We start from the raw sequence: 21273 nt of genomic DNA on the forward strand, positions 1-21273 counted from the left end.
TCTTGGGTCTATAAACGGCAAATGCGGGTTTAAAAGCTGAATTCTACACCGGTATACGCCGCGGCACCGGCGGTGTTGTAGCTGGCCACCTCTACGTAGTCTTTATCGGTGAGGTTTTCACCGCGAACATATACGGTGGTGGCAGCGTTCAGCGCGTAACGTACGCTGGCGTCCAGCACCTGATAATCATCCATGCTGGAGCCGTCGATATCGACTCCGTCGGCACTGGAGCGCAGGTTCATTGCGACACTGAGTGCACTGGTGGGCTGATAGGTAAAGCCAAGGTTAGCCAGTTGCTTCGGGCGGCGCGGACGCGGGGTGTCAGCGACGGTTTCCGAGTCGGTGTAGGTATAGTTGGCGGAGAGCAGCAGGGTCTCGGTGACCTGAGCATCAGCAATCAGCTCCACACCGCGGGACTGGCTTTCGCCACCGCTTTGCAGGTAGCCGGTGTAACCAACCAGATCGAAGCCAATCTCGTTTTCAATGATCTGATCGAACAGCACGAACTCCAGGTGCAGTGCGTTCTCACCGAAGTATTCGATACCCAGATCGACACCGCGACTTTCCTCTGGCGTGAGTGCTGCTAGGCCAGGGTTGTTCTGCGAGCGGTTGTAGTCGATTTCAAACAGGCTCGGAGCACGGAAGCCGGTACCGTAACTGGCTTTCAGTTTGATCGCCCCGTTAGCAACCTGATCGATCAGGTAAGCGGTACTGGCCCGGAAACTGTTGTGGCTGCCGAAATCCGAGTTGTCGTCGTGGCGCAGACCGAGGGTAAAAAATAGCTGTTCAGCGTAATTGCCCTGGTATTCAGAATAAGCCGCCCACTGATCGCGGCTCATATCGCGCACCGAGTCTTCGCGGCGCTCAAGTCCATAGATAAGCGCCTGGTTGCCACTCAGGTCGACATTTCCATTCAGATTCAGCTTTTGGATATCGCCCTCGGTATCGTAGGAAACGATACCCGCGGTGTAACTGGTGCGATTCAGGTCGGCTCGGGAATAGGAAAGCTCCTGCTGGCCGCTTTCACCATTGCGAGCAAGGCTGACGCGGGCATTTTGCTGGCTAAACGCGTCGGAGCACACATCCTGCGTTACCGGCCAACCACAGCGGTCGTATTCACTGGAGGCATCCACATCGCGTACTACCGCGTCCAGGCGCCATTGCTCGGAGATATTCCAGCCGGCGCGGCCGTGCAGTGTCTCGTTGTTGTAGCCGTCATCGTCCTGCAGCTCGGTGTCGTTGACGCTGGTATTGAATCCGGCGGTGTGTGCCTTGGCGGCAGAGACGAAATAGTCTAGAGACTCGGTGCTCCCGCCGGCACTGGCGTTGTAGCGTCTTGAATCGAAGCTACCGCCTTCGGCGCTCACATCAATCTGGTGACCGCTTTCTTCACGGCGGGTGGAAATATCCAGGACACCGCCGGCATCCGCGCCGTAGAGCATGCCCTGTGGGCCGCGCAGCAGCTCAACACGGCCCAGGTCATTGGTGAGAATATGCTGGATATGGGCACCGCCCTGGGTACTGGTCGGATCGGAAATATCCACGCCATCAATACGCACCAGGGTACGGAAGCCATCCTCACCACGCACACGCAAGGTGGTTGCCTTACCCATGCCACCAGAGTTGGAAACAGAAACAGACGGAACACTGCGTAGAACATCCGCCAGCGAAGCGAAACCGCGTGCCTTGATATCAGTCTCATCCAACACAGAGACGGAAGTGGCCACCCGACGCAGTGGCTCGCCCTGACGGGCGCTGACGACGATGATGGTTTCCAGGTCGGGAACCGCACCTTCAGTCACAGATTGGGTATCGGTGGTATTGGCAAACGCCGGTACGCTGGCAGCCGATGCAACGGCCCAGCTCAATAGAATCTTATTCAAGGTTCAACCCCTAAGGACAAATGCACATGGGATCGAGGGAGGAATAGCAATGCGGTGCGCGCACGCGCGGTAGGTCGTATTGCAGGATGGTAGCCCTCCGCTCCATCGTGATTCGATCAGAGGCCGGTATCGGGCTTACCGCTCACCTATTCAGGGACAGAGCAGATCACCGTTGCGGGGGCAGCGCCGGATTTCCGGACTTCCCGTTTAACCTTCTCAGCCGGTATTGAGCCTTGCTGGGCTCAGGGCAGAAGGCACCTCGTATCGCGGTGGCGAAATTAGGGGAATGGGTCCGGAAAGTCAAACTTTCCCGGTAACTGCCGCTACTTGGGCTGTAAGAAAAGCAGGAATAATCGACTCCAGCCAGTACACGGGCTTCCACAGGCTTCCGCTCACAAAACCTACATGCCCTCCCCGCTTGCTGATTGCCAGTGTGACCGAAGCACTGACGTCAGAATCGGTAGGAACCGCTTTCGGCGATACAAACGGGTCGTCGAGTGCGTGGATCAGGCAAGTAGGACGTGCAATGTTACTGAGGAGAGGCAAACTCGACGCCCGTGTGTAATAGTCATCGACCCCGGTGAAGCCGTGCAGGGGCGCGGTGAAGTGGTCATCAAAGTGACGGAAATTGCTGAATGCACGAGGGTGGTCTATTGGCGGCATCTTGCGAGCCAGCTCCAGGTCCCGCGTCTTACGCGTCAGACTCTTCTTGAGGCTGTCGAGCAGGTGCTTCTGATAGACCTTTGAAAACCCGGTATTCATCTGCTTGCTCGAAAGGTGCAAATCCAGCGGCGCAGAGACAGAGACCGCGGCAGTCAGTGGGCTTTTATCACCGTCTTCACCCAGCCATTTCAGCAGTACATTGCCGCCTAGGGAGTAGCCGACAGCCATGAGCGGCGTATTCGGGTAGTGCGCCGTGAGTCTACCGGCTAACCAGCGCGGGTCGTCACTATCCCCACTGTGGTAGGCCCGGGGCAACCGATTTGGAATACCGCCACAACCGCGAAAATGCATGACCGCAACCTGAAACCCGGCAGATATCAGCGCGGGTATCAGCCCTTGTATATACGGGGATTCCACCGAGCCTTCAAGACCATGTAGGATCAATACAATGGGGCGACCGGGGTCATCTTCGAGGCGCACCGGGGTGTGTAATGCAATACGATCCCCATCGGGTGTTTCCAGCCATTGTGCCTGAGTGCGCACCCAGGGTTTTGAGCGATGGAAAACCGGAAAAACGGTTTGCAGGTGGCAGTTTGTGAGTCCGATACCTGGGGTAAAGGGCTGTTGTAAATGCGGGTGATCCCTAGATACGGGCGAGGTAGACGTGGAAGAGTTCAAATTGCGCGCAGCCGTAACAAAACATAAGTAATGGCTGCAAAGGGTATCCCCTGTCGGACGGCGATTCCAGCCCGGCAGGGGTTCTTTCCCGGGTGATGCTAGCTGGCTTCCGGTGCAGTCACTTTTTCGTAGAAACGGTATTCACCGTTGGACTGAATGGCATAAACCACATACGGCTCAAAGTTCTTGCCCCGGAACATGCCAGGGCTGCCCTGCGGCATTCCGGGTACCGCTAGTCCGATACTCCCTTTAGGGGGATTTGCCAGGAACTGGCGAATCAGCCGCGCGGGTACGTGACCTTCAAAAACATATTGATTGTTCCATACGCCAGTATGGCAACCTTGCATACTCGGTGGGATTTTCCACTGCTGTTTGACACTGGCGGTATCCAGTCCATTCTCACTGGTTACGGCAAATGCATTGCCTTCCAGATGTTCGATCCAGTCATTGCAGCAAAGGCAGAAGGGTGATTTGTAAACGGTAATCTGATTGCCCCCGAAGGCCGCGGCATCCCCTGACCGTGTATCGCCAGTATTTGATGCGCATCCACTCAGTAAAGAAAAAAGGAACACGCACCACAATGTGGGCTTTACCGCTTCAAATAGACTAAACAGCTTCGGCATAGTAAATCGCATAATGTTGTTGGTGATCGGTCCAGTACTGCTGGGGCTGAAATCCGGTTGATCGCAACAACTCTTTCAATGCTGCCAGCGTATATTTATGGCTGTTTTCCGTGTGGATGGTCTCGCCTTCATCAAAATGAAACTGCCGGCCACATACCTCTACCGCTTGCGATTCGAGGCTGACAAGATGCATTTCCACCCGACGGCGCAGGCGGTGATAAAACGCCCGATGTGCAAAAGCGTCGAGATTGAAGGAACCATCCAGTTCACGGTTGATGCGGCGTAACAGGTTTTTATTGAATGCTTCGGTAACGTGACTACTGTCATGGTAGGCCCTTTCTAGTACCACGGAATCCTTCACCAGATCCGCGGCCAGTAGCAACCCATCACCCGGGCGCAACTGCTCTGCGAACAGGGACAAAAGCGCGAGGGCCTGTTCCGGAGTGAAGTTTCCGATAGTGGACCCGGGGAAAAATACGACTTTGCGCCCGGGAATTTCTGGAAGCTCCCGCCAGACACTATGACTGGTAAAATCCCCAACGACTGGTCGAATTGGCAGCTCCGGCGTACGGCGCTGTATACGTTGGCGTGCGGCCAGCAGAATTTCTGGAGAAATATCCAGAGGAAAGTATCCGGCAGGTGACAGCATTGCCCGCAGTAATGGCTCCGCTTTTTCACAGTTGCCCGCCCCAGGCTCAATCAGGGTGACTTGCGGGCCTATAGCCTCTGCCATTGCCTGGATTTCCCGAGCGAAAATGTCGGCTTCTGTGCGGGTCAGATAATAATCTTGCAGGGTGCATATCTCTTCAAAGAGACGCGACCCCACCTCGTCGTACAGATATTTACAAGGCAGGGTTTTCTGCGGTGCAGCCAGGCCGGCCAATACGTCCTGCTCAAATGCCTGAACTATGGCAATTCCCTGTGCCGCCATATTCATAGTCCATCTCCTGCCAGGCGGATTCCGGTAAATTGCCAGGCCTGGTGCGGGTAAAAGAAGTTCCGATAAGTGATTCGGATATGGTTGCGTGGTGTCACGCAGGAACCACCGCGCAATACCATCTGGTTACACATGAATTTACCGTTGTATTCACCAACCGCATCGCCACTGGCGCGGAAGCCGGGATAGGGTTGATAGGCGCTGGAGGTCCATTGCCAGACATTACCAAGAAATTGCGCGCCGTCCGGCGCACCATGGCCGAAAAGTTCCTCCTGCTCGCTCACCGGCCGGAAGTGTCCCGATTCCAGCATATTGGCGGTGCGCTGTGCATCTTTGTGGCAGTGTAGCCAGGCGGCGATTTCCCACTCGAACTCTGTGGGTAGTCGGTACCCTGACCAGCTGGCGAATGCATCGGCTTCGTAAAAATTTAAGTGGCAAGCCGGCGCATCCAGGTCAATTGGGCGCATCCCGCCCAGGGTGAAATGTAGCCATTCACCATCCTGTTCGTGCCAGTACAGCGGCGCGCGGCGGCCGGAACGGGTAATGTCCGCCCAACCATCCGAGAGCCAAAGCCGCGGTTCTCGATATCCGCCATCCTGCAGAAATTCGAGATACTCACGGTTGGTTACCAGTCGTGTGGCGATGCGAAAGGCGGGTTGAAATCGCTGATGGGCAGGACCTTCGTTGTCAAAAGCAAATTGTTGGCCGTCGCTGCCCAGGGTGTAATTGTCCTCAGGGATGCTCAGCCAATGCCGGTCGGCGATCTCCTCTTGGTCATCGCCTGCGAAAATATCTTCACGGTAGCTTGGACGTAGCGGATTGATCGACAGCGCGTGTTTGATATCGGTCAGCAGCAGCTCCTGATGCTGCTGTTCGTGGTTCAAACCGAGCACCAGCAGATTGGCCAGCTCTGCCGTGACCTCTTCCTCTGTCAACCAACGCTCGATCTCACAATCGATGAAATGGCGGTAGCTCTGTACCTGAAGCAGGCTGGGACGGGATAACAGGCCCCGCTGTGGCCGGAAAAACGGTGTGCCCAGAGAGTTGTAATAGGAATTGAAGAGGTGGTGAAAATCGCGATCGAACGGGTCGTAGTCAGGCGCATGCGGCTGAAGGATAAAAGTCTCAAAAAACCAACTGGTATGCGCCATATGCCACTTTCCGGGGCTGGCATCGGGCATGGACTGAAGTTGCAGGTCTTCAGCAGACAGCGGTTCCGTGAGCGCCTCCGTCTGTGCGCGCACGCGTTGATACTGGGACAAGAGTGCGACACGCTCATCGAGGCTTAGGTCGCGACCCTCGCTTTCGCTCCAATAAAGCGCGGAGTGACTATCGACTTCCGGCATTGTAATGGCGGGATCCAACTCTGAGGTCAGGTTCATTCCATGTCCTGAGAACTGCATTAGATGCTCTTGATCATACATCCATTGCGGTGGATTCCCATGTCGGAAGTCACTTTGGCGCAGCAATCGGCGCCACTTATTCCCGAAACAATACTACCCTGCCCCAATACGCAAAAAGGGCCGGCAGAGCCGACCCTTTCCAGTGGCGCTAAGCGCCGGTTCGCAGACTGCGTCCGTGCTCAGAAACGCACGGTAAAGTCTGCACCATACATGCGCGGCATAAAACGCCAGGCCGGGCTTGCACCAATGGCCGCACCGGTACCGCCATAGCCACCAGCAATCTCCTCGTCGGTTACGTTCTGAACCCACAGGGCTGCAGAGTAACGGTCCGAAGCGCTGTTCCAGCCTGCACGCAGGTTCATCAGCTGGTAGTCCGGAATGACACGGGCCGGGTCGCTGATGGAACCAACACGCTCGTCGGTCCAGTTGTAATCACCGCGCAGTACCACGTCACCGCCGGCCGCCAGTTCCCAGGTGTATTCAGCCATCAGGTTGAATTTGTTCTCCGGGGTGCCGACGCGAGGCTGGCCAACACGAGAATGCTCCTCTTCCGTTTCACCAATCGCTTCAATGATCTGGTAGCGGGTGTACTCGGTGTCGAGGAAAGAGTAGTTACCGGCGATAAACAGGCTATCGGTCGCTGCCCACTGAACTTCAAATTCTGCACCGCGACCTTCGGCATCCGCATTGCGCAGGTAGTAGTTCGGAATCGGCGCACCTACGAGATCCAGCTGCTGCAGGTTCTTGTAGTCGTACGCAAATACGGAGGCGTTGAAGCGCACGGCGTTGTCAAACAGGCTGCTCTTCAGACCAATTTCCAGGTTGGTGACACCTTCCTGATCAAACGACGGGTCGATACCTGGGGCGGCACTAAAGCTGTTGAAACCACCAGCTTTGAAACCGTCCGCCAGAGAGACGAAAGTCATCACGTCGTCATTCCAGCGGTAATCCAGAACGATACGGCCCGAGAGATCGCTCCAGGAGTCGCTCAGATCCTGACTCAGATCGGCAATACCATTGTTGTTGAATGCCATACCGAAGCGCTCGGCCGGAATACACGGTGGTGCTACGGCGTTATCGCAGGACGGCACCGCTGGTAGAGGCATCTGCATCATCACGCTGCCATCGGGAGCCATGATGTCAACCAGTCCCCCCGCAAGCGCGATTGGCAGCGTATTCTGGTAGGAGCTGACGATGGAGAAATCTTTCTCGTCGGCGGTGTAACGCGCACCGATGGTGAGATCCATCCTGTCGGTGAGGCTCCAGGTGGCGTCACCGTAAATGGCGGCGGAGCGGTAGTCTCCGGTGTTGAGTACCGACTCGTTCCATGGCGTGTCAGCCATTACCCACGGAGTGATGCCCGCCATCAGCTGCGCAGCCATCTGCTCGCGATTCAGCATACTGGCTGTGATACCGGCAGGCGCGCCCAGGCTGGTCAGTAGTGCGTCGGCCTGGCCGGACTGTACCATCAGGTCGTAGAGGAAGGTGGACACGGCCGCACCCTCAAGACCACCAGCAATCATGGCCTGACGCTGCTGATAAGCCATTTCTTCCACTTGGGTCGTGGTCAGGTCCAGGCCCAGTGCGTCCACCTGTGCCTTCACCCCTTCATACACTGCGAAAGATTCCAGAGAACCGGCGGTGAAGTAAGCATCGGTAGTGTGCTCCAGCTCTTCACGAGAGTAGGACGCACCCAGGGTCCACTTCAGGGTGTCGGTAGCGCCGTTCAGACGGAATTCCTGAGAGAACTGGGTCTGATCGTCGAAGTTGGCTGAGCCGAACATGTAGTCCGGGTTCGCGGTACCGTCTTCGTCCTGCTGCAGATGGGCTTCAAACCCACGGTAAGCAGTAATAGAAGTGAAAGTGAAGTTGTCGAAATCGTGTACCACCGACAGGGAGGTGCCCCAGGAGTCACGGTCTTCGATAGTTGGAGTATCCAGCGCGTAGTCACCGAACACATCAGTGCCGCCGGCCTCGGCCTGCAGCGATGGCACGATGGAGGTGCGCAATGCACTGCCCTGATCCATTACTCCGTATTCAGCACGCCACAGCACTTCGGTACTGGGAGTCGGCTCCCACAGCAGGGAGGCACGGTAGGTCTGGGTATCGATGTTCCCTACTTCGAAATCGTTCGCCAGGTTATCGGCGAAAGAGTCGCGGCGATTGGTGGATGCGGTAAAGCGGCCGTAGAGATTATCTGCGAGTTCGCTATTCAACAGCAGGTCAGAAGATACGCGACCGTAGTTACCGGCGGTGAGGTTCAGCTCTGCGGTATTTTCAGCTTGCGGCTTCTTGGAAATGATGTGAATGGCACCACCGGTGGCGTTTCGGCCAAACAGTGTGCCCTGCGGGCCTTTCAGTACTTCTACACGCTCAATGTCCGCCAGTGGAATCTCGGCGCCGGCGCCACGGCCGGTGTACACGCCATCGACATATACGGCTACAGCGGGGTCAGAGCCCACAGTGAAGTCGCCGGTCTCGATACCGCGCACGCTGTAGGTAGGCTGCAGAGGTGTGTCGTTGTTCATTTCCACACCCGGGGTGAATTTACCGAGGTCGGTAAGGTTTTTCACACCCATGGCCTTCATGCTGTCTCCGGTAAAAGCGGAGATGGCAATGGGCACGTCTTGCAGGTTTTCCGCGCGCTTCTGCGCGGTTACAACCACCTCTTCAATTTCTGCGGCGTAAGCAGCACTGCTCATGGCAGTGGTTACAGCAATGGCAGCGGAGAGAGTGGTCAGGGAAAAGGAACGGTTTTTTCCGGACTGATCGGCGTTGTACATCATCGCGTCCTCGCGTTTGTAGTTATATGAAAAGCGTGATGGAAATTGGTCGTTATTGATAGTTATGTTGGGCCATCTTACGTGTAGCTCGGTCCCAATAAAAGCTTGTTGTGACCTTTTTCTTGTGACTGGTCAGTTTTGCAGTATTTCAGAGTGGAATTTTGCGCCTACATGGCGCATAACGCTACAAAAAAGTGATAACCGTGACCGTATAGTGTCCTTCGGTAACCATTTAAGCGGCCTCGTATACTGATAGACTCACTGAAACAGCGGACCGCACCACTCTGTAATTGAGTGCCGGCTGTCCCAAAATAACAAAACCCAACCAACCTTCGAGAGACCTCGCGATGTTGACCCTATCCCCCTGGCCACGACGCCTGTTACGCAGTGCTGTTGCCGCTCTTGTCCTTTTGTTACTTGTTGTAGCGGCCACCTGGATCTGGCTGCGCCAGAGCCTGCCGATACTGGACGGCGTGCTGGACACCGGGGCGCTGTCCAACCCCGTGACCGTAGAGCGGGATTCACAGGGTATTCCTTTCATCCAGGCCGAGCACCGCACCGACTCCGCTTTCGCCCTCGGTTTTTTACATGCCCAGGAACGTTTCTTTCAGATGGACCTTCTGCGGCGCAATTCGGCAGGTGAACTGGCTGAACTGGTAGGTGAGGCCGCACTGCCCCATGATCGGGAAATCCGCGTTCATCAATTCCGCGAGCGTGCTGAGCGCAATGTGGCGGCAATGCCCGATGACCAGCAGCAGATCCTTATGCAGTATGCGGCGGGTGTGAACTTTGGCCTTGCGGAACTTGGGGCAGCTCCCTGGGAATACGCACTATTGCAGGCACAGCCCCGTGAGTGGGCCCCCGCCGATAGCCTGCTAACCATATTCAGCATGTACATGACACTGCAAAGTAATACCGGAAATTTTGAGCTCCGTGACAATGCTCTGGCGCAGTTGCTGCCAGAAGACCTCTATCATTTTTTTGTGCCCAAGGGGGGGATCTGGGACGCGCCACTGATTGGCGATGCCCGTGGCCCCCTGCCCTTGCCCCAGACCCATATCGCGTCGCTGGTGGAAGATGGAGAACCCATGGCTTACGAGCCGATGGAAAGTGAAGACATGATCTTCGGCAGCAATAATTGGGTCGTAGGTGGGGCGCTGACCGAGCATGGGGCGGCCATCGTGGCAGACGACATGCATCTGGCGATCACCGTGCCAAATATCTGGTATCGCGCAGGCTGGAATGTCCCTGGCACCGACTTCGAAATGCGCGGCGCCACCCTACCCGGCGGTCCGATCATCGTTGCCGGCAGTAATGGCAAAGTAGCCTGGGGTTTCACCAATACCACTGCCGACTGGGGTGATCTGATCCCCCTGGAAATTTCCCAGAACGGAGAAAAATATCGCACTCCGGAAGGCTGGCGGGCTTTTGATGTTGTTGACGAGCCCCTCGCCGTCAAAGGTGGCGTAACCGAAGTGCTCAAGGTGCGAAAAACCATCTGGGGACCGGTCGTCGGCGAGGATTACACGGGCAACCCACTCGCCTACCGATGGGTGGCTCACGACGTTCAAGGTGCCAACATGAATCTCCTTTTGATGGAGGTAGTCGAGACCACCCGAGAGGCTATGGACCTGGCGCCGGAACTCGGTATACCCCATCAAAACTTCGTACTGGGCGACAGCCTGGGTAATATCGGCTGGACCGTTGCTGGCCCCATCCCCCGTCGCGTCGGACTGGAAGGCAATCGTTCCGTCAGCTGGGCGGACGGCACCGCCTACTGGGATGGGTACCTGACACTGGCAGAGCAGCCGCACATATACAACCCGCCCTCTCATCGTATCTGGACGGCCAACTCGCGCACCATGGATGGCGAATATCTTCGTGTAATGGGTGACGGCGGCTACGCCCTCGGCGCTCGCCAACAGCAGATACGCGACAATCTATTCGCGAAAGAATCCTTCACCGAACAGGACCTCCTCGACATTCAGTTGGATGACCGCGCTGTATTCCTTGAGCGATGGCAGCAACATCTGGCGGCACTGCTGAAAGACAATGGGGGTTATGCGGATGTTCTTGAACAGGTAGAAAACTGGGGCGCCCGCGCCAGTGCGGACTCCGTGGGCTATCGCATCGTCCGCAACTTCCGCCTGCGCTTTATCGACCTGGCGACCGCACCGGTACTCACTTATATGAAGCGCTATGACGAAGGCTTTAAATTTGGTCGCGTAAACCGCCAGGTGGAATACCCGGCCTGGGAAATGCTTTCCGGCGAACCCGCACACCTGCTGAACCCGGAATACGAAAGCTGGCACGACCTGAAAATCGCCGCTCTGGATCTGGTTCTGGAAGAAATGGCTGAAGGCGGCCTGCCCTTATCCGAGCAAACCTGGGGCGTGCAAAATTCCGCTAAAATCCAGCACCCGCTGGCCCGTGCGGTCTCCGCTATAAACTGGTTCACCGCCATGCCCGCCGACCCGCTCCCCGGCGACTCCCATATGCCCCGTTTCCAGTCCGCGACCAATGGTGCTTCTGAGCGACTGGTTGTCGCACCGGGCCACGAAGAGCTGGGTATTTTCCATATGGCCACCGGCCAGAGCGCGCATCCGCTCTCTCCATTCTTTGGTAATGGTCACCGGGACTGGGTGGAAGGTAAGGCCTCTAGTTTTACTGAGAAATCCGCTGCCTACACACTGACTCTGCAGTGAGTGGACCCTAATTAATTTTGTGGCGGTGCTGCTACCGGGTACAAGCTTGCAAGACACGCCGTGAACCCATCCATGGGGGCTCTTCCGCGAGGTCCCTCTCGCGGAAGGTCTTGCAAGCTTGTACCCGGTATCAGCACCTTATCGTCGAATTCAGAGAAATTTCAGGCAGTTTCGTCGAGGATCGCAAAAGATAGAAAGGACGTGAAAAGTCCAAGGCCGAGGATAAACGGCAGCAATGGAAAGCAAATCATCAGCAAAGATGCGCCGATCCAGAGATTCTTCACCCAATTGCGTTTGATCTTGTAAGCGCGGGAATAGCGGCGCAGGTGGCTGTCGTCTTCGTCAGGCAGCGCGATTTCACTTTCTCGAGGCAGAAAACTGCGCACCAGAAGAGTGCAATAAAAGCAAAGCAACATCCACAGCATAAAACCACCATAGGCAAACATCCCTTTCAGTATAGATAGGGGTTTGCCAATGGTTAGTGGACTGGGTGCCTAAGCTGTAGCGCGCAGACAGAGAGCTTACTGGTACCAGCCGAGGCTCTCACGCAGCTTCACCACACCGCCGATGATCGTCAGCGCAGGCGCCTCCACTTGATGGGTCTCCGCCAGCGCCGGCAGGGTCTTGATTGTGCCGACAATCACCCGCTGATCCCGTGTCGTACCCTTCTCCACCAGCGCCGCTGGTGTATCCGCATCCATCCCGTTGGCAATCAACTTCTCGGAAATGGTGGGAAGACCCGTCAGACCCATATAGAACACCAGTGTCTGATTTTTGGTGATCAGCTCTTCCCAGGGCAATACCAGATCGCCCTGCTTCAGGTGGCCGGTGATAAACCGCACTGACTGCGCGTGATCCCGGTGGGTCAGAGGAATACCCGAATAAGCAGAACAGCCGATGGCGGCGGTAATACCGGGTACCACCTGAAACGGTACTTCCGCTTCCGCCAGCTTGTCGATTTCCTCACCGCCGCGGCCGAACACGAAGGGGTCACCACCTTTGAGCCGCAGAACCTTCTTGCCCTCTTTCGCCAGATCCACCAACAGCTGGTTGATGTCATCCTGGGGCACGGAATGGAACTGCTTCATTTTGCCCACGTAAATACGTTCTGCATCCCGGCGCACCAGTTCCAGTACCTCGGTAGAAACCAGTCGATCGTAGAGTACGACATCGGCCTGCTGCATCAGGCGCAGGGCACGGAAGGTCAGCAGGTCCGGATCACCGGGGCCGCCACCCACCAGGTAAACCTCACCGCTGGGCGCCGGTTTTTGTTCCCAGCGCTGCAATTCTTCCAGCACCGTCTGCTCGGCTTCCGCCTTGTGGCCACGCTCTATCTGGCCTACCACCGGACCATTGAACACCCAGTGCCAAAAATCTTTGCGCTGGGCTTCCGGCAATGCGATTTTGACCTTGTCGCGCAGGCGCCCGGCCAGTTCGGCGATGAGCCCCAGCCCGGGGGAAAGCAGTGTTTCGATTTGTGCGCGCAGCATGCGCGTGAGAACCGGTGCGGAGCCACCGCTGGAGATGCCGATGGCTACCGGTCCGCGTTCGACAATGGAGGGAAAGGTAAAGGTGCAGTGCTCTGGTGAGTCGACCACATTCACCGGCAGGCGATGTGCGCGGGCGTCGGCAGACACTTGGGCATTCACATCGCCATCGGCGGTGGCGGCAACCACCATTTCGGCGTTCTCAAGCAATTCCTTGCGATAAGTGCCAACGATGTATTCACCACCGCTGGCCATGACCAGCTGGCGCAACTCATCGGTAATATCCGGAGCCACCACCAGCAGGCGGGCCTCCGCCTTGTTGAGTAGCCGCGCTTTGCGCGTGGCGATGGAACCGCCCCCAACAATGAGACAGGGACGGTTTTTCAAATCAAAAGCGAGAGGCAGGTAACGCAAAGTCTTATTCCATACTGCTTAGCCGATCATGGTTGCGCCTTTCATATAGGGGCGCAGTACTTCCGGCACCTCGATACTACCATCGGCCTGTTGGTAGTTTTCCAGTACCGCGATCAGCGTACGGCCCACTGCAAGCCCGGATCCGTTCAGGGTGTGCAGCAGTTCTGGCTTGCCCGTTTCCGGGTTGCGCCAGCGGGCTTTCATACGCCGGGCCTGGAAGTCCCCCATCAGGGAGCAGGAAGAAATCTCACGGTATTTGTCCTGAGACGGAATCCACACTTCCAGGTCATAGGTTTTGGTTGCACCAAATCCCATATCGCCACCACACAGCACCACTTTGCGGTATGGCAGGTTCAGTTTCTGCAGAACATTTTCTGCGTGACTGGTGAGCTGTTCGAGCGTGTCCATGGACTGATCAGGGCGGGCGAAACAAACCAGTTCCACTTTTTCGAACTGGTGCTGCCTGATCATGCCGCGGGTATCGCGCCCGTGGGAGCCGGCTTCTGAGCGAAAGCAGTTGGTGTGGCTGACATATTTGTGCGGCAACTGATCGGCATCGACGATCTCATCGCGGTACAAATTGGTCAGCGGTACTTCTGCGGTAGGAATGAGGTAGAAACTACGCTCGTCCTCCAGTTTGAACAGATCTTCCGCAAACTTGGGCAGCTGGGAAGTTCCGTACAGGGAATCGCTATTTACTATTACCGGCACATTGGCTTCTGTATAGCCGTGCTCTTCTACGTGAAGATCTAGCATGAACTGTGCCAAAGCGCGGTGCAGTTTTGCTACCTGGCCTGTCATGACCGCGAAGCGGGAGCCGGTAATCTTGCTGGCTACTTCAAAGTCGAGGCCGCCCAGATTGCTGCCCAGGTCGACGTGATCGCGTACTTCGAAGTCGAAGCTGCGGGGTTCGCCCCACTTGGCGACCTCCACGTTATCGTCTTCGTCTTTGCCTTCCGGTACAGACGCGTCCGGTAGATTGGGTATTGCCAGCAGGATTTCATCCAACTGCTGCTGCAATTCTCCAAGGGCCTGCTTGGCTTCGTTCAACTGCCCACCCAGAGACTCCACCTCTTTCAACAGCGGCGCGATATCTTCGCCGGCGGCTTTTGCGCGGCCAATATTCTTCGACTTGGTATTGCGCTCGTTCTGCAGGGCTTCGGTGCGCACCTGCAGTTCCTTGCGCTGTTCTTCCAGTTGTTCCAGCTTTGCTGTGTCCAGCTGCACGCCGCGCTTGGCCAGGGCTGCAGCCACATCGTCGAGTTGGGTACGAATGAGTTTTGGGTCGAGCATGATTAATTGATTACCGCGTTACAGATATTTCATTCCCAGTGTGACGGCGGCTGCGGTCGCCCCCAGACACACCAGAAAGCTGACCGTCACATAGGCCAGCGCCGTTAAAGGCTGGCCATTGTGCCACAACAGCACAGTTTCCAGCGAGAAGGTCGAGAAGGTGGTGAGAGCCCCGAACAGACCGGTCATGATCAGCAGGCGCCACTCGTGACCGAGCGCACCTCGCTCGACGATCATCACGTAGGCGAAGCCGATCAGCAGTGAACCGAGCACATTGACAATCAAGGTGCCCAGGGGAAAACGGTGTTCAAACACCGGGTAGCTCCACAGGCCGATCAGGTGACGCATGATCGCGCCCACCGCGCCACCCAGGGCAATTGCAATCCACTGCATTGGATCAGGTCCTTTTGTTCTTATCGGGGTCTATTCAAGGGCCGATTCGGGTCGTGACACACGCCCGTTGAGACGAAGGGCGATTCTAGCGCTTTTCCCGCTCCGGGTATCGTTGCCGGCCGCTGCTTCGGTTGAGTTCCCTTAACTTTTCCATCTTTTCACTGATCTTCAGCTCAAGCCCCCTTGGCACCGGGTCGTAATATCGCCGACTGGCGATGGCCTCAGGGAAGTAGTTCTCCCCTGCCGCGAAACCGTCCGGTTCGTCGTGGGCGTAGCGGTAGTCGGCGCCATGGGCCATTTCCTTCGCCAGCCTGGTAGGCGCATTGCGCAAATGTACCGGCACTTCGTAGCTTGGCTCGCGACGAATATCGGCTAACACACGTTTGTACGCGCTGTATACCGCGTTACTTTTTGCAGCGACGGCGAGATAGGTGATGGCCTGAGCGATGGCCAACTCCCCTTCCGGGCTACCGAGGCGTTCCTGGACATCCCAGGCATTCAGGGCTATCTCGAGGGCGCGGGGGTCGGCGTTCCCAATATCCTCGCTCGCCATACGTACCGCGCGACGGGCGATATACATTGGGTCGCAACCGCCATCCACCATGCGCGCAAACCAGTAGAGCGCTGCATCCGGGTCGGACCCTCGCACCGACTTGTGCAACGCTGAGATCTGGTCGTAGAAAAAATCCCCGCCCTTATCAAAACGGCGCACGTCTGCGGTCAGCACTTCCGCCAGAACATCCTCATCAATCACCTGCCGGCTGCCCTCTTCTCGCGACAGATCGCAGGCAATTTCCAGCAGGTTCAGTGCGCTGCGTGCGTCGCCGTCTGCACTCAGGGTGATTTTGTTCAGGATCTCATCGGATATCGCGATGTTCCGGCTGCTAAGCTCTTCATCTTCTGTAAGCGCGCGTCGCAACATCCCCGCGAGCTCATCCTCGCTCAGGCTGCGCAGCAGATAGACTCGGCAGCGGGATAACAAAGCGTTATTCAGCTCGAACGCCGGGTTTTCGGTGGTGGCGCCGACAAAGGTTACGGTGCCCTCTTCCACGTACGGAAGAAAGGCGTCCTGCTGGGATTTATTGAAGCGATGCACCTCATCCACAAACAGGATCGTGCCTCGGCCGCTCTGGGCAGCATGCTGTTCAGCCTCCGCCACTGCCTGACGGATCTCCTTCACCCCGGCCAGCACGGCGGAAAGCGTCGCAAAACGCGCATCGCACTCCTGGGCGAGCAGTCGTGCGAAGGTGGTCTTACCGACACCGGGTGGCCCCCAGAGCACCATAGAATGCAGCTGGCCGCGCTCCACCGCCTCACGCAGCGGCTTACCCGGACCCAATAAATGCGTCTGGCCCACATAGTGGGCCAGAGTGTCGGGCCGCATACGTGCGGCCAGGGGCTGATGCCGGCGCGGTGACCGGAATAAATCATTCATCGCGAATAACGTCGGTACCCTTTGGGGGTTTGAAGTTAAAGATGCCGGATGACAGTTTTGGGTTGGCTTTGAGACCATTAAAGCGGATATCGGTAGTCTGCCCCATGCCATCTCGCACGGTCATTGCCGAAGGCAGGCCCTTGCCGTCGAAACGGATCACCATAGATTTAAACGGTGCCGATGCCCGCTTTGGGGTCAGATAGTAAGCGCCCTTTTTGTTTTCGACATTGAACGAGCCCCGGATCTCTTCAACCTTGCCGCCCAGCAAAAGCGCCGGGGTTTCTTTCATGCGGCTGTCTACCGGGCGGATCGTTACCTGCTCCAGATCCGGGTCGTACAGCCAGAGCTTCTTGTTGTTGGTGACAAGAAGCTGCGGGAAGGGCTCGCCGGTCTGCCAGCGCAGGCGGCCCGGCCGCTGAACGGAAAAATTGCCACTACTCTTCTGCAGAGTTTTACCCTTCTGGTCTTTCAGGGTCTGACTGAAATTGCCGGAGATGGCTCCCAGGGGCTGCAGCAGGCGGCTAAGCTCTTCGCTGGCGTCGGCGCTTGCCTTAGCCGTACCAAAGGTGCAGCCCAGTGCGATCAGGAAAATGCTCAGTGTGCGTTTCATTCGATGCCTTCCAGTTTGCTGATCTGTCCCTAAAGCCTAGTCGGACCCGGGTGAACCCGGCCTGAACCTGCAGAAAATCTATATTGCGCTCAGTGGTGTGCCATCAGGGCGGTGGCGGCGCCAGTACCTCGCGGTTACCGTTGGCTTGTTGCGGCGACACAACCCCAGCCGCCTCCATGGTCTCGATCATGCGGGCGGCGCGATTGTAGCCGATGCGCAATTGGCGCTGAACCGAAGAAATGGACGCCTTCCTGGATTTGGTCACAAAAGCCACAGCTTCGTCATAGAGGGCGTCCGCCTCCGGATCCTCGTCCCCTCCCTCTGTCGCCATTCCCGGCACGGGAATGCTGTTGTTGGAGTCATCAACAATGCCGTCAATATACTCAGGCTCACCACGGCGGCACCAGTCTGCTACAACCTGGTGCACTTCATGGTCATCGACAAAGGCACCGTGCACCCTTATGGGCACTGCGGTGCCCGGCGGCAGATATAGCATATCCCCGTGACCAAGGAGCTGCTCAGCACCCCCTTGGTCCAAAATGGTGCGCGAGTCAACTTTGGAAGAAACCTGGAACGCCATACGCGTGGGTACGTTCGCCTTGATCAGACCGGTAATCACATCCACCGATGGACGCTGGGTTGCCAGCAAAAGGTGGATGCCGGCCGCCCGTGCTTTCTGGGCAATCCGTGCGATCAGCTGCTCAACCTTCTTACCGACGATCATCATCATGTCGGCAAATTCATCGATCACAACCACGATCGCCGGCAGCGGCTTGAGGTGTGGACGGGTCTGCTCCGCCTCCGGGACGCTGGACATCGGGTCTGGCTGCCAGGTCGGATCTTCCAGTGGCTCACCTTTGGCTGCCGCTTCCTTTACTTTGCGATTGAAGCCGGCGAGGTTGCGCACGCCCATTGCGGCCATCAGCTTGTAGCGCCGCTCCATTTCACCCACACACCAGCGCAGACCATTGGCTGCGTCGTTCATATCGGTTATTACCGGCGTCAGCAGGTGCGGGATTCCCTCGTAGACCGAGAGCTCGAGCATTTTCGGATCCACCAGGATCAGGCGAACCTCATCGGGTGTGGATTTGTACAGGAGGCTCAGCAGCATCACATTGATGCCCACAGACTTACCGGACCCGGTGGTACCGGCCACCAGTAGATGTGGCATCTTGGCCAGGTCCGCAACCACCGGCTGCCCGGCGATATCGTGCCCAAGGGCCAAAGTCAGTGCGGAACTGGATTTTTCATAGACCTCGGCGCCGAGTACTTCGGTTAGGCGCACCATCTGACGGTTTTCATTGGGGATTTCGATACCCACCACCGATTTTCCCGGAATCACCTCGACAACCCGCACACTGATTACCGCCAGGGAGCGCGCCAGGTCTTTCGCGAGGTTGGTAATTCGGCTGACTTTTACCCCTGGCGCAGGCTGAATCTCAAAGCGGGTTACCACTGGCCCAGGCAGTACGGAGACGACCTCTGCGACCACGCCAAAATCTTTGAGCTTCAGCTCCAGCAGTCGGGAAAGTGCCTCCAGCGCCTCGCGGCTAAAGCCGGCCTTTTTGTTGTCATCAGCCGGGTCCAGTAAAGAGAGTGCCGGTAAGGTTCCGGTGACCGGCCCTTTGAAGAGCTCGCCCTGCTTTTCTTTTACTGCCCGTGGGCTCGGTTTGGGGGGGGGTGCCGAAGGGGCAATCTGTGGCGGCTGGCGCTTTGCGGTCCGCTGTTTTTCTTCTTCTACAGCCGCTTTGCGCACCACGATAGCTTCACGGGCTACCCGCTGCTCCTCGCGCGCTTTCTTTGCTCGAGCCAACCGATTGCCCAGCCAATTGAATACAAACAGGACACTTCGGCCGATATCTTCGAAAAGCTGGAGCCAGGACATTCCGGTAAATACGGTGACCCCTATAGCAAAGGTGGCCAATAACAGAATGGTACCGCCCACGTAGCCGAGCCCGTGTTCCAGGGCAGAGGAAACCGCAGCACCAATAATTCCCCCATTGGAAAACGGTAATGGCTGCGCGGATTCGGTGAAACACAGGGTGGCTATACCGGCGCCGGCCACAAGCAGCAGTAGTAGGCCGGCTACCCGCAGTGCGAACAGCGGGCCGTGAAAACGCGCATTCCTGTCACGTAGAATCCGGTATGCCCGCCAGCCGATCAGCACGGGAAATAGGTAGGCCATCCAACCCAATAGTGACAGGCAGACATCGGCGAGCCAGGCACCGGTTGGTCCGATGGCGTTCGAGATATCGCGGCCACTACCAGTATGAGACCAGCCGGGGTCCTGCGGGCTATAACTCAACAGGCTGATGCCGACAAGTAAGGCGCCCGCCAGCAATGTAATCAGGGCGCCCTCGCGCACGATGCGCGCTATCAGGGATTCCGGAATTTCGGCCCCGGATTCGGTTTCACTCTCAGCCTTCAATGGCCACCTCGGCTATTTCTTTCTTCATGAAGGGCGCGCTGAGCGCTGCTCTTCAGGGTATCTGGAGGTCTGTGTACTACAGGCGTGCGGTAAATGCTACCGTGAAGCAACTTGATAAATCACTTTAAGTTATTATTTTAACTTAAAAAACAATAACTTATGTGACATACCTCCAGTACTCTTAATGTCCCGCGCAACACCATCCCGGAGGAAGGATGCCGTGGCAATACGGTCAGCCTATAAAGAGGTGCAATGATATAAATTAGATCAAACTATTTGGTCAGCATGGCGCCATCCCCTATCATTGCCCGCGAAATTAAGCGGGTACCGTTACAAGCGACCGCTTCCCCTCACCGATACTGGAACAATGGGTTCCAGGCGGCTGCAAAAGGGCTTGCTACACGGCGCCGTAGCAATACAAATTCCAATTCCGAAAACTGAAGTACAGTGAGTTCTGATATGAGCAATCATCACCGCCTGATCATTCTCGGTTCTGGCCCGGCTGGGTATACCGCCGCGATCTATGCAGCACGTGCCAACCTGAACCCGGTGGTGATCACCGGTATGCAGCAAGGTGGTCAGCTGACCACTACCACGGAAGTTGAGAACTGGCCGGGCGGCGTGCACGATCTGCAGGGCCCAGACCTTATGGTTCAGATGCAGCAGCACGCCGAGCGTTTCGACACCAATATCATTTTCGATCACATCCACGAAGTGGACCTGAAACAGCGCCCGTTTACCCTGAAGGGTAACGAGACCTATACCTGTGACGCCCTGATTATCTCCACCGGCGCCTCCGCCCAGTACCTGGGCCTGCCCTCAGAAGAAGCATTCCAGGGACGCGGTGTGAGCGCCTGTGCCACTTGTGATGGATTTTTCTATCGCGATCAAAAAGTGATCGTGGTCGGCGGTGGCAACACGGCAGTAGAGGAAGCCCTGTACCTGTCCAATATCGCGGCTGAAGTCACCCTGGTGCATCGTCGCGATGAACTGCGCTCCGAGAAGATCCTGCAGGATCGTCTGATGGAAAAAGCACAAAACGGCAACATCAATCTCTGCTGGCACCACACCCTGGACGAGGTCCTCGGTGACGACAATGGCGTAACGGGGGTTCGCCTGAAGAACGTTCAGGATGGCTCGACCAAGGAGCTGGATGTTTCCGGTGTTTTCATCGCCATTGGGCACAAGCCGAACACCGATATTTTTGAAGGCCAGCTTGAAATGAATGGCGGTTACATTGTGGTAGAAAGCGGCCTGAACGGTAACGCCACTCAGACCTCTGTGCCCGGCGTGTTTGCGGCAGGGGATGTATCCGACCATATTTACCGTCAGGCGGTTACTTCTGCGGGTACCGGATGTATGGCGGCACTGGATGCTGAGCGCTACCTCGACGCCCAGTAACTTGCGCCGGGGCGTTTCCAGGAAGCGCTGACACGGTGTTATAAAAGGCGGCTCTTGAGCCACTGCTGTCCCACAGTTTGGGATAACTGAAAAAGCCTGAACCAATCTGGTTACAATGATTCTGCGAAGAAAACAGT

General features: G+C 56.8%; 15 protein-coding genes and 1 riboswitch. Of the genes, 2 read left to right on the plus strand and 13 right to left on the minus strand.

Annotation, left to right across the window (positions count from 1 at the left end; all coding sequences use genetic code 11):
- Positions 1 to 29: 29 nt before the first annotated feature.
- The 6 genes from AAFH99_RS10960 to AAFH99_RS10985 form a co-directional block, all read right to left on the minus strand.
- On the minus strand, positions 30 to 1883 hold the full coding sequence (locus AAFH99_RS10960) for a TonB-dependent receptor plug domain-containing protein (RefSeq protein WP_406827753.1): 1854 nt from the start codon (positions 1881 to 1883) through the stop codon (positions 30 to 32).
- A gap of 103 nt (positions 1884 to 1986) precedes the next feature.
- Positions 1987 to 2134, minus strand: a riboswitch (cobalamin riboswitch).
- Positions 2135 to 2183: 49 nt separating this feature from the next.
- On the minus strand, positions 2184 to 3224 hold the full coding sequence (locus tag AAFH99_RS10965; RefSeq protein ID WP_406827754.1) for a hydrolase: 1041 nt from the start codon (positions 3222 to 3224) through the stop codon (positions 2184 to 2186).
- A 98-nt stretch (positions 3225 to 3322) separates the two neighbouring features.
- The gene (locus AAFH99_RS10970) at positions 3323 to 3847 is read right to left on the minus strand and encodes a DUF411 domain-containing protein (protein ID WP_406827755.1); all 525 of its coding nucleotides are present in this window, start codon (positions 3845 to 3847) and stop codon (positions 3323 to 3325) included.
- Positions 3831 to 4784 carry an L-histidine N(alpha)-methyltransferase gene (egtD, locus tag AAFH99_RS10975; RefSeq protein WP_406827756.1) on the minus strand — a complete coding sequence of 318 codons (954 nt, stop codon included), beginning with the start codon at positions 4782 to 4784 and terminating at the stop codon, positions 3831 to 3833. The genes AAFH99_RS10970 and egtD overlap by 17 nt, the downstream gene beginning before the upstream one ends.
- Entirely contained in the window at positions 4781 to 6166 is a 1386-nt protein-coding gene (gene egtB / locus AAFH99_RS10980) for an ergothioneine biosynthesis protein EgtB (protein WP_406827757.1), read from the minus strand. The genes egtD and egtB overlap by 4 nt, the downstream gene beginning before the upstream one ends.
- A gap of 200 nt (positions 6167 to 6366) precedes the next feature.
- Positions 6367 to 8973 (minus strand): TonB-dependent receptor, encoded by a 2607-nt coding sequence (locus AAFH99_RS10985; RefSeq protein ID WP_406827758.1) that lies wholly within the window; start codon positions 8971 to 8973, stop codon positions 6367 to 6369.
- Positions 8974 to 9317: 344 nt separating this feature from the next.
- Between AAFH99_RS10985 and AAFH99_RS10990 the strand changes: the two genes are divergently transcribed.
- Entirely contained in the window at positions 9318 to 11675 is a 2358-nt protein-coding gene (locus AAFH99_RS10990; RefSeq protein ID WP_406827759.1) for a penicillin acylase family protein, read from the plus strand.
- Between the two features lie 161 nt (positions 11676 to 11836).
- Here the strand turns inward: AAFH99_RS10990 and AAFH99_RS10995 are convergent, their stop codons facing one another.
- The 7 genes from AAFH99_RS10995 to AAFH99_RS11025 form a co-directional block, all read right to left on the minus strand.
- Positions 11837 to 12100, minus strand: coding sequence for a hypothetical protein (locus tag AAFH99_RS10995; protein WP_043317977.1), 264 nt, complete (start codon positions 12098 to 12100; stop codon positions 11837 to 11839).
- A gap of 96 nt (positions 12101 to 12196) precedes the next feature.
- Entirely contained in the window at positions 12197 to 13576 is a 1380-nt protein-coding gene (gene cysG / locus AAFH99_RS11000) for a siroheme synthase CysG (protein WP_406827760.1), read from the minus strand.
- 18 nt (positions 13577 to 13594) lie between these two features.
- The gene (gene serS / locus AAFH99_RS11005) at positions 13595 to 14869 is read right to left on the minus strand and encodes a serine--tRNA ligase (RefSeq protein ID WP_406827761.1); all 1275 of its coding nucleotides are present in this window, start codon (positions 14867 to 14869) and stop codon (positions 13595 to 13597) included.
- An 18-nt stretch (positions 14870 to 14887) separates the two neighbouring features.
- Positions 14888 to 15262 carry a fluoride efflux transporter CrcB gene (crcB, locus tag AAFH99_RS11010; protein ID WP_043316257.1) on the minus strand — a complete coding sequence of 125 codons (375 nt, stop codon included), beginning with the start codon at positions 15260 to 15262 and terminating at the stop codon, positions 14888 to 14890.
- 85 nt (positions 15263 to 15347) lie between these two features.
- A complete protein-coding gene (locus tag AAFH99_RS11015; RefSeq protein WP_406827762.1) occupies positions 15348 to 16697 on the minus strand; it encodes a replication-associated recombination protein A in 1350 nt (449 codons plus the stop codon).
- Positions 16690 to 17307, minus strand: a complete 618-nt coding sequence (gene lolA, locus AAFH99_RS11020) for an outer membrane lipoprotein chaperone LolA (protein WP_043316255.1) — start codon at positions 17305 to 17307, stop codon at positions 16690 to 16692. The genes AAFH99_RS11015 and lolA overlap by 8 nt, the downstream gene beginning before the upstream one ends.
- Positions 17308 to 17410: 103 nt before the next feature.
- A complete protein-coding gene (locus AAFH99_RS11025) occupies positions 17411 to 19735 on the minus strand; it encodes a DNA translocase FtsK (RefSeq protein WP_406827763.1) in 2325 nt (774 codons plus the stop codon).
- A 459-nt stretch (positions 19736 to 20194) separates the two neighbouring features.
- Between AAFH99_RS11025 and trxB the strand changes: the two genes are divergently transcribed.
- Positions 20195 to 21136: a thioredoxin-disulfide reductase gene (trxB, locus tag AAFH99_RS11030; protein WP_043316252.1), complete on the plus strand. Its 942-nt coding sequence runs from the start codon at positions 20195 to 20197 to the stop codon at positions 21134 to 21136.
- Positions 21137 to 21273: the final 137 nt, after the last annotated feature.

This window comes from Microbulbifer sp. ARAS458-1, from assembly GCF_045348205.1.
Taxonomy (GTDB): domain Bacteria; phylum Pseudomonadota; class Gammaproteobacteria; order Pseudomonadales; family Cellvibrionaceae; genus Microbulbifer.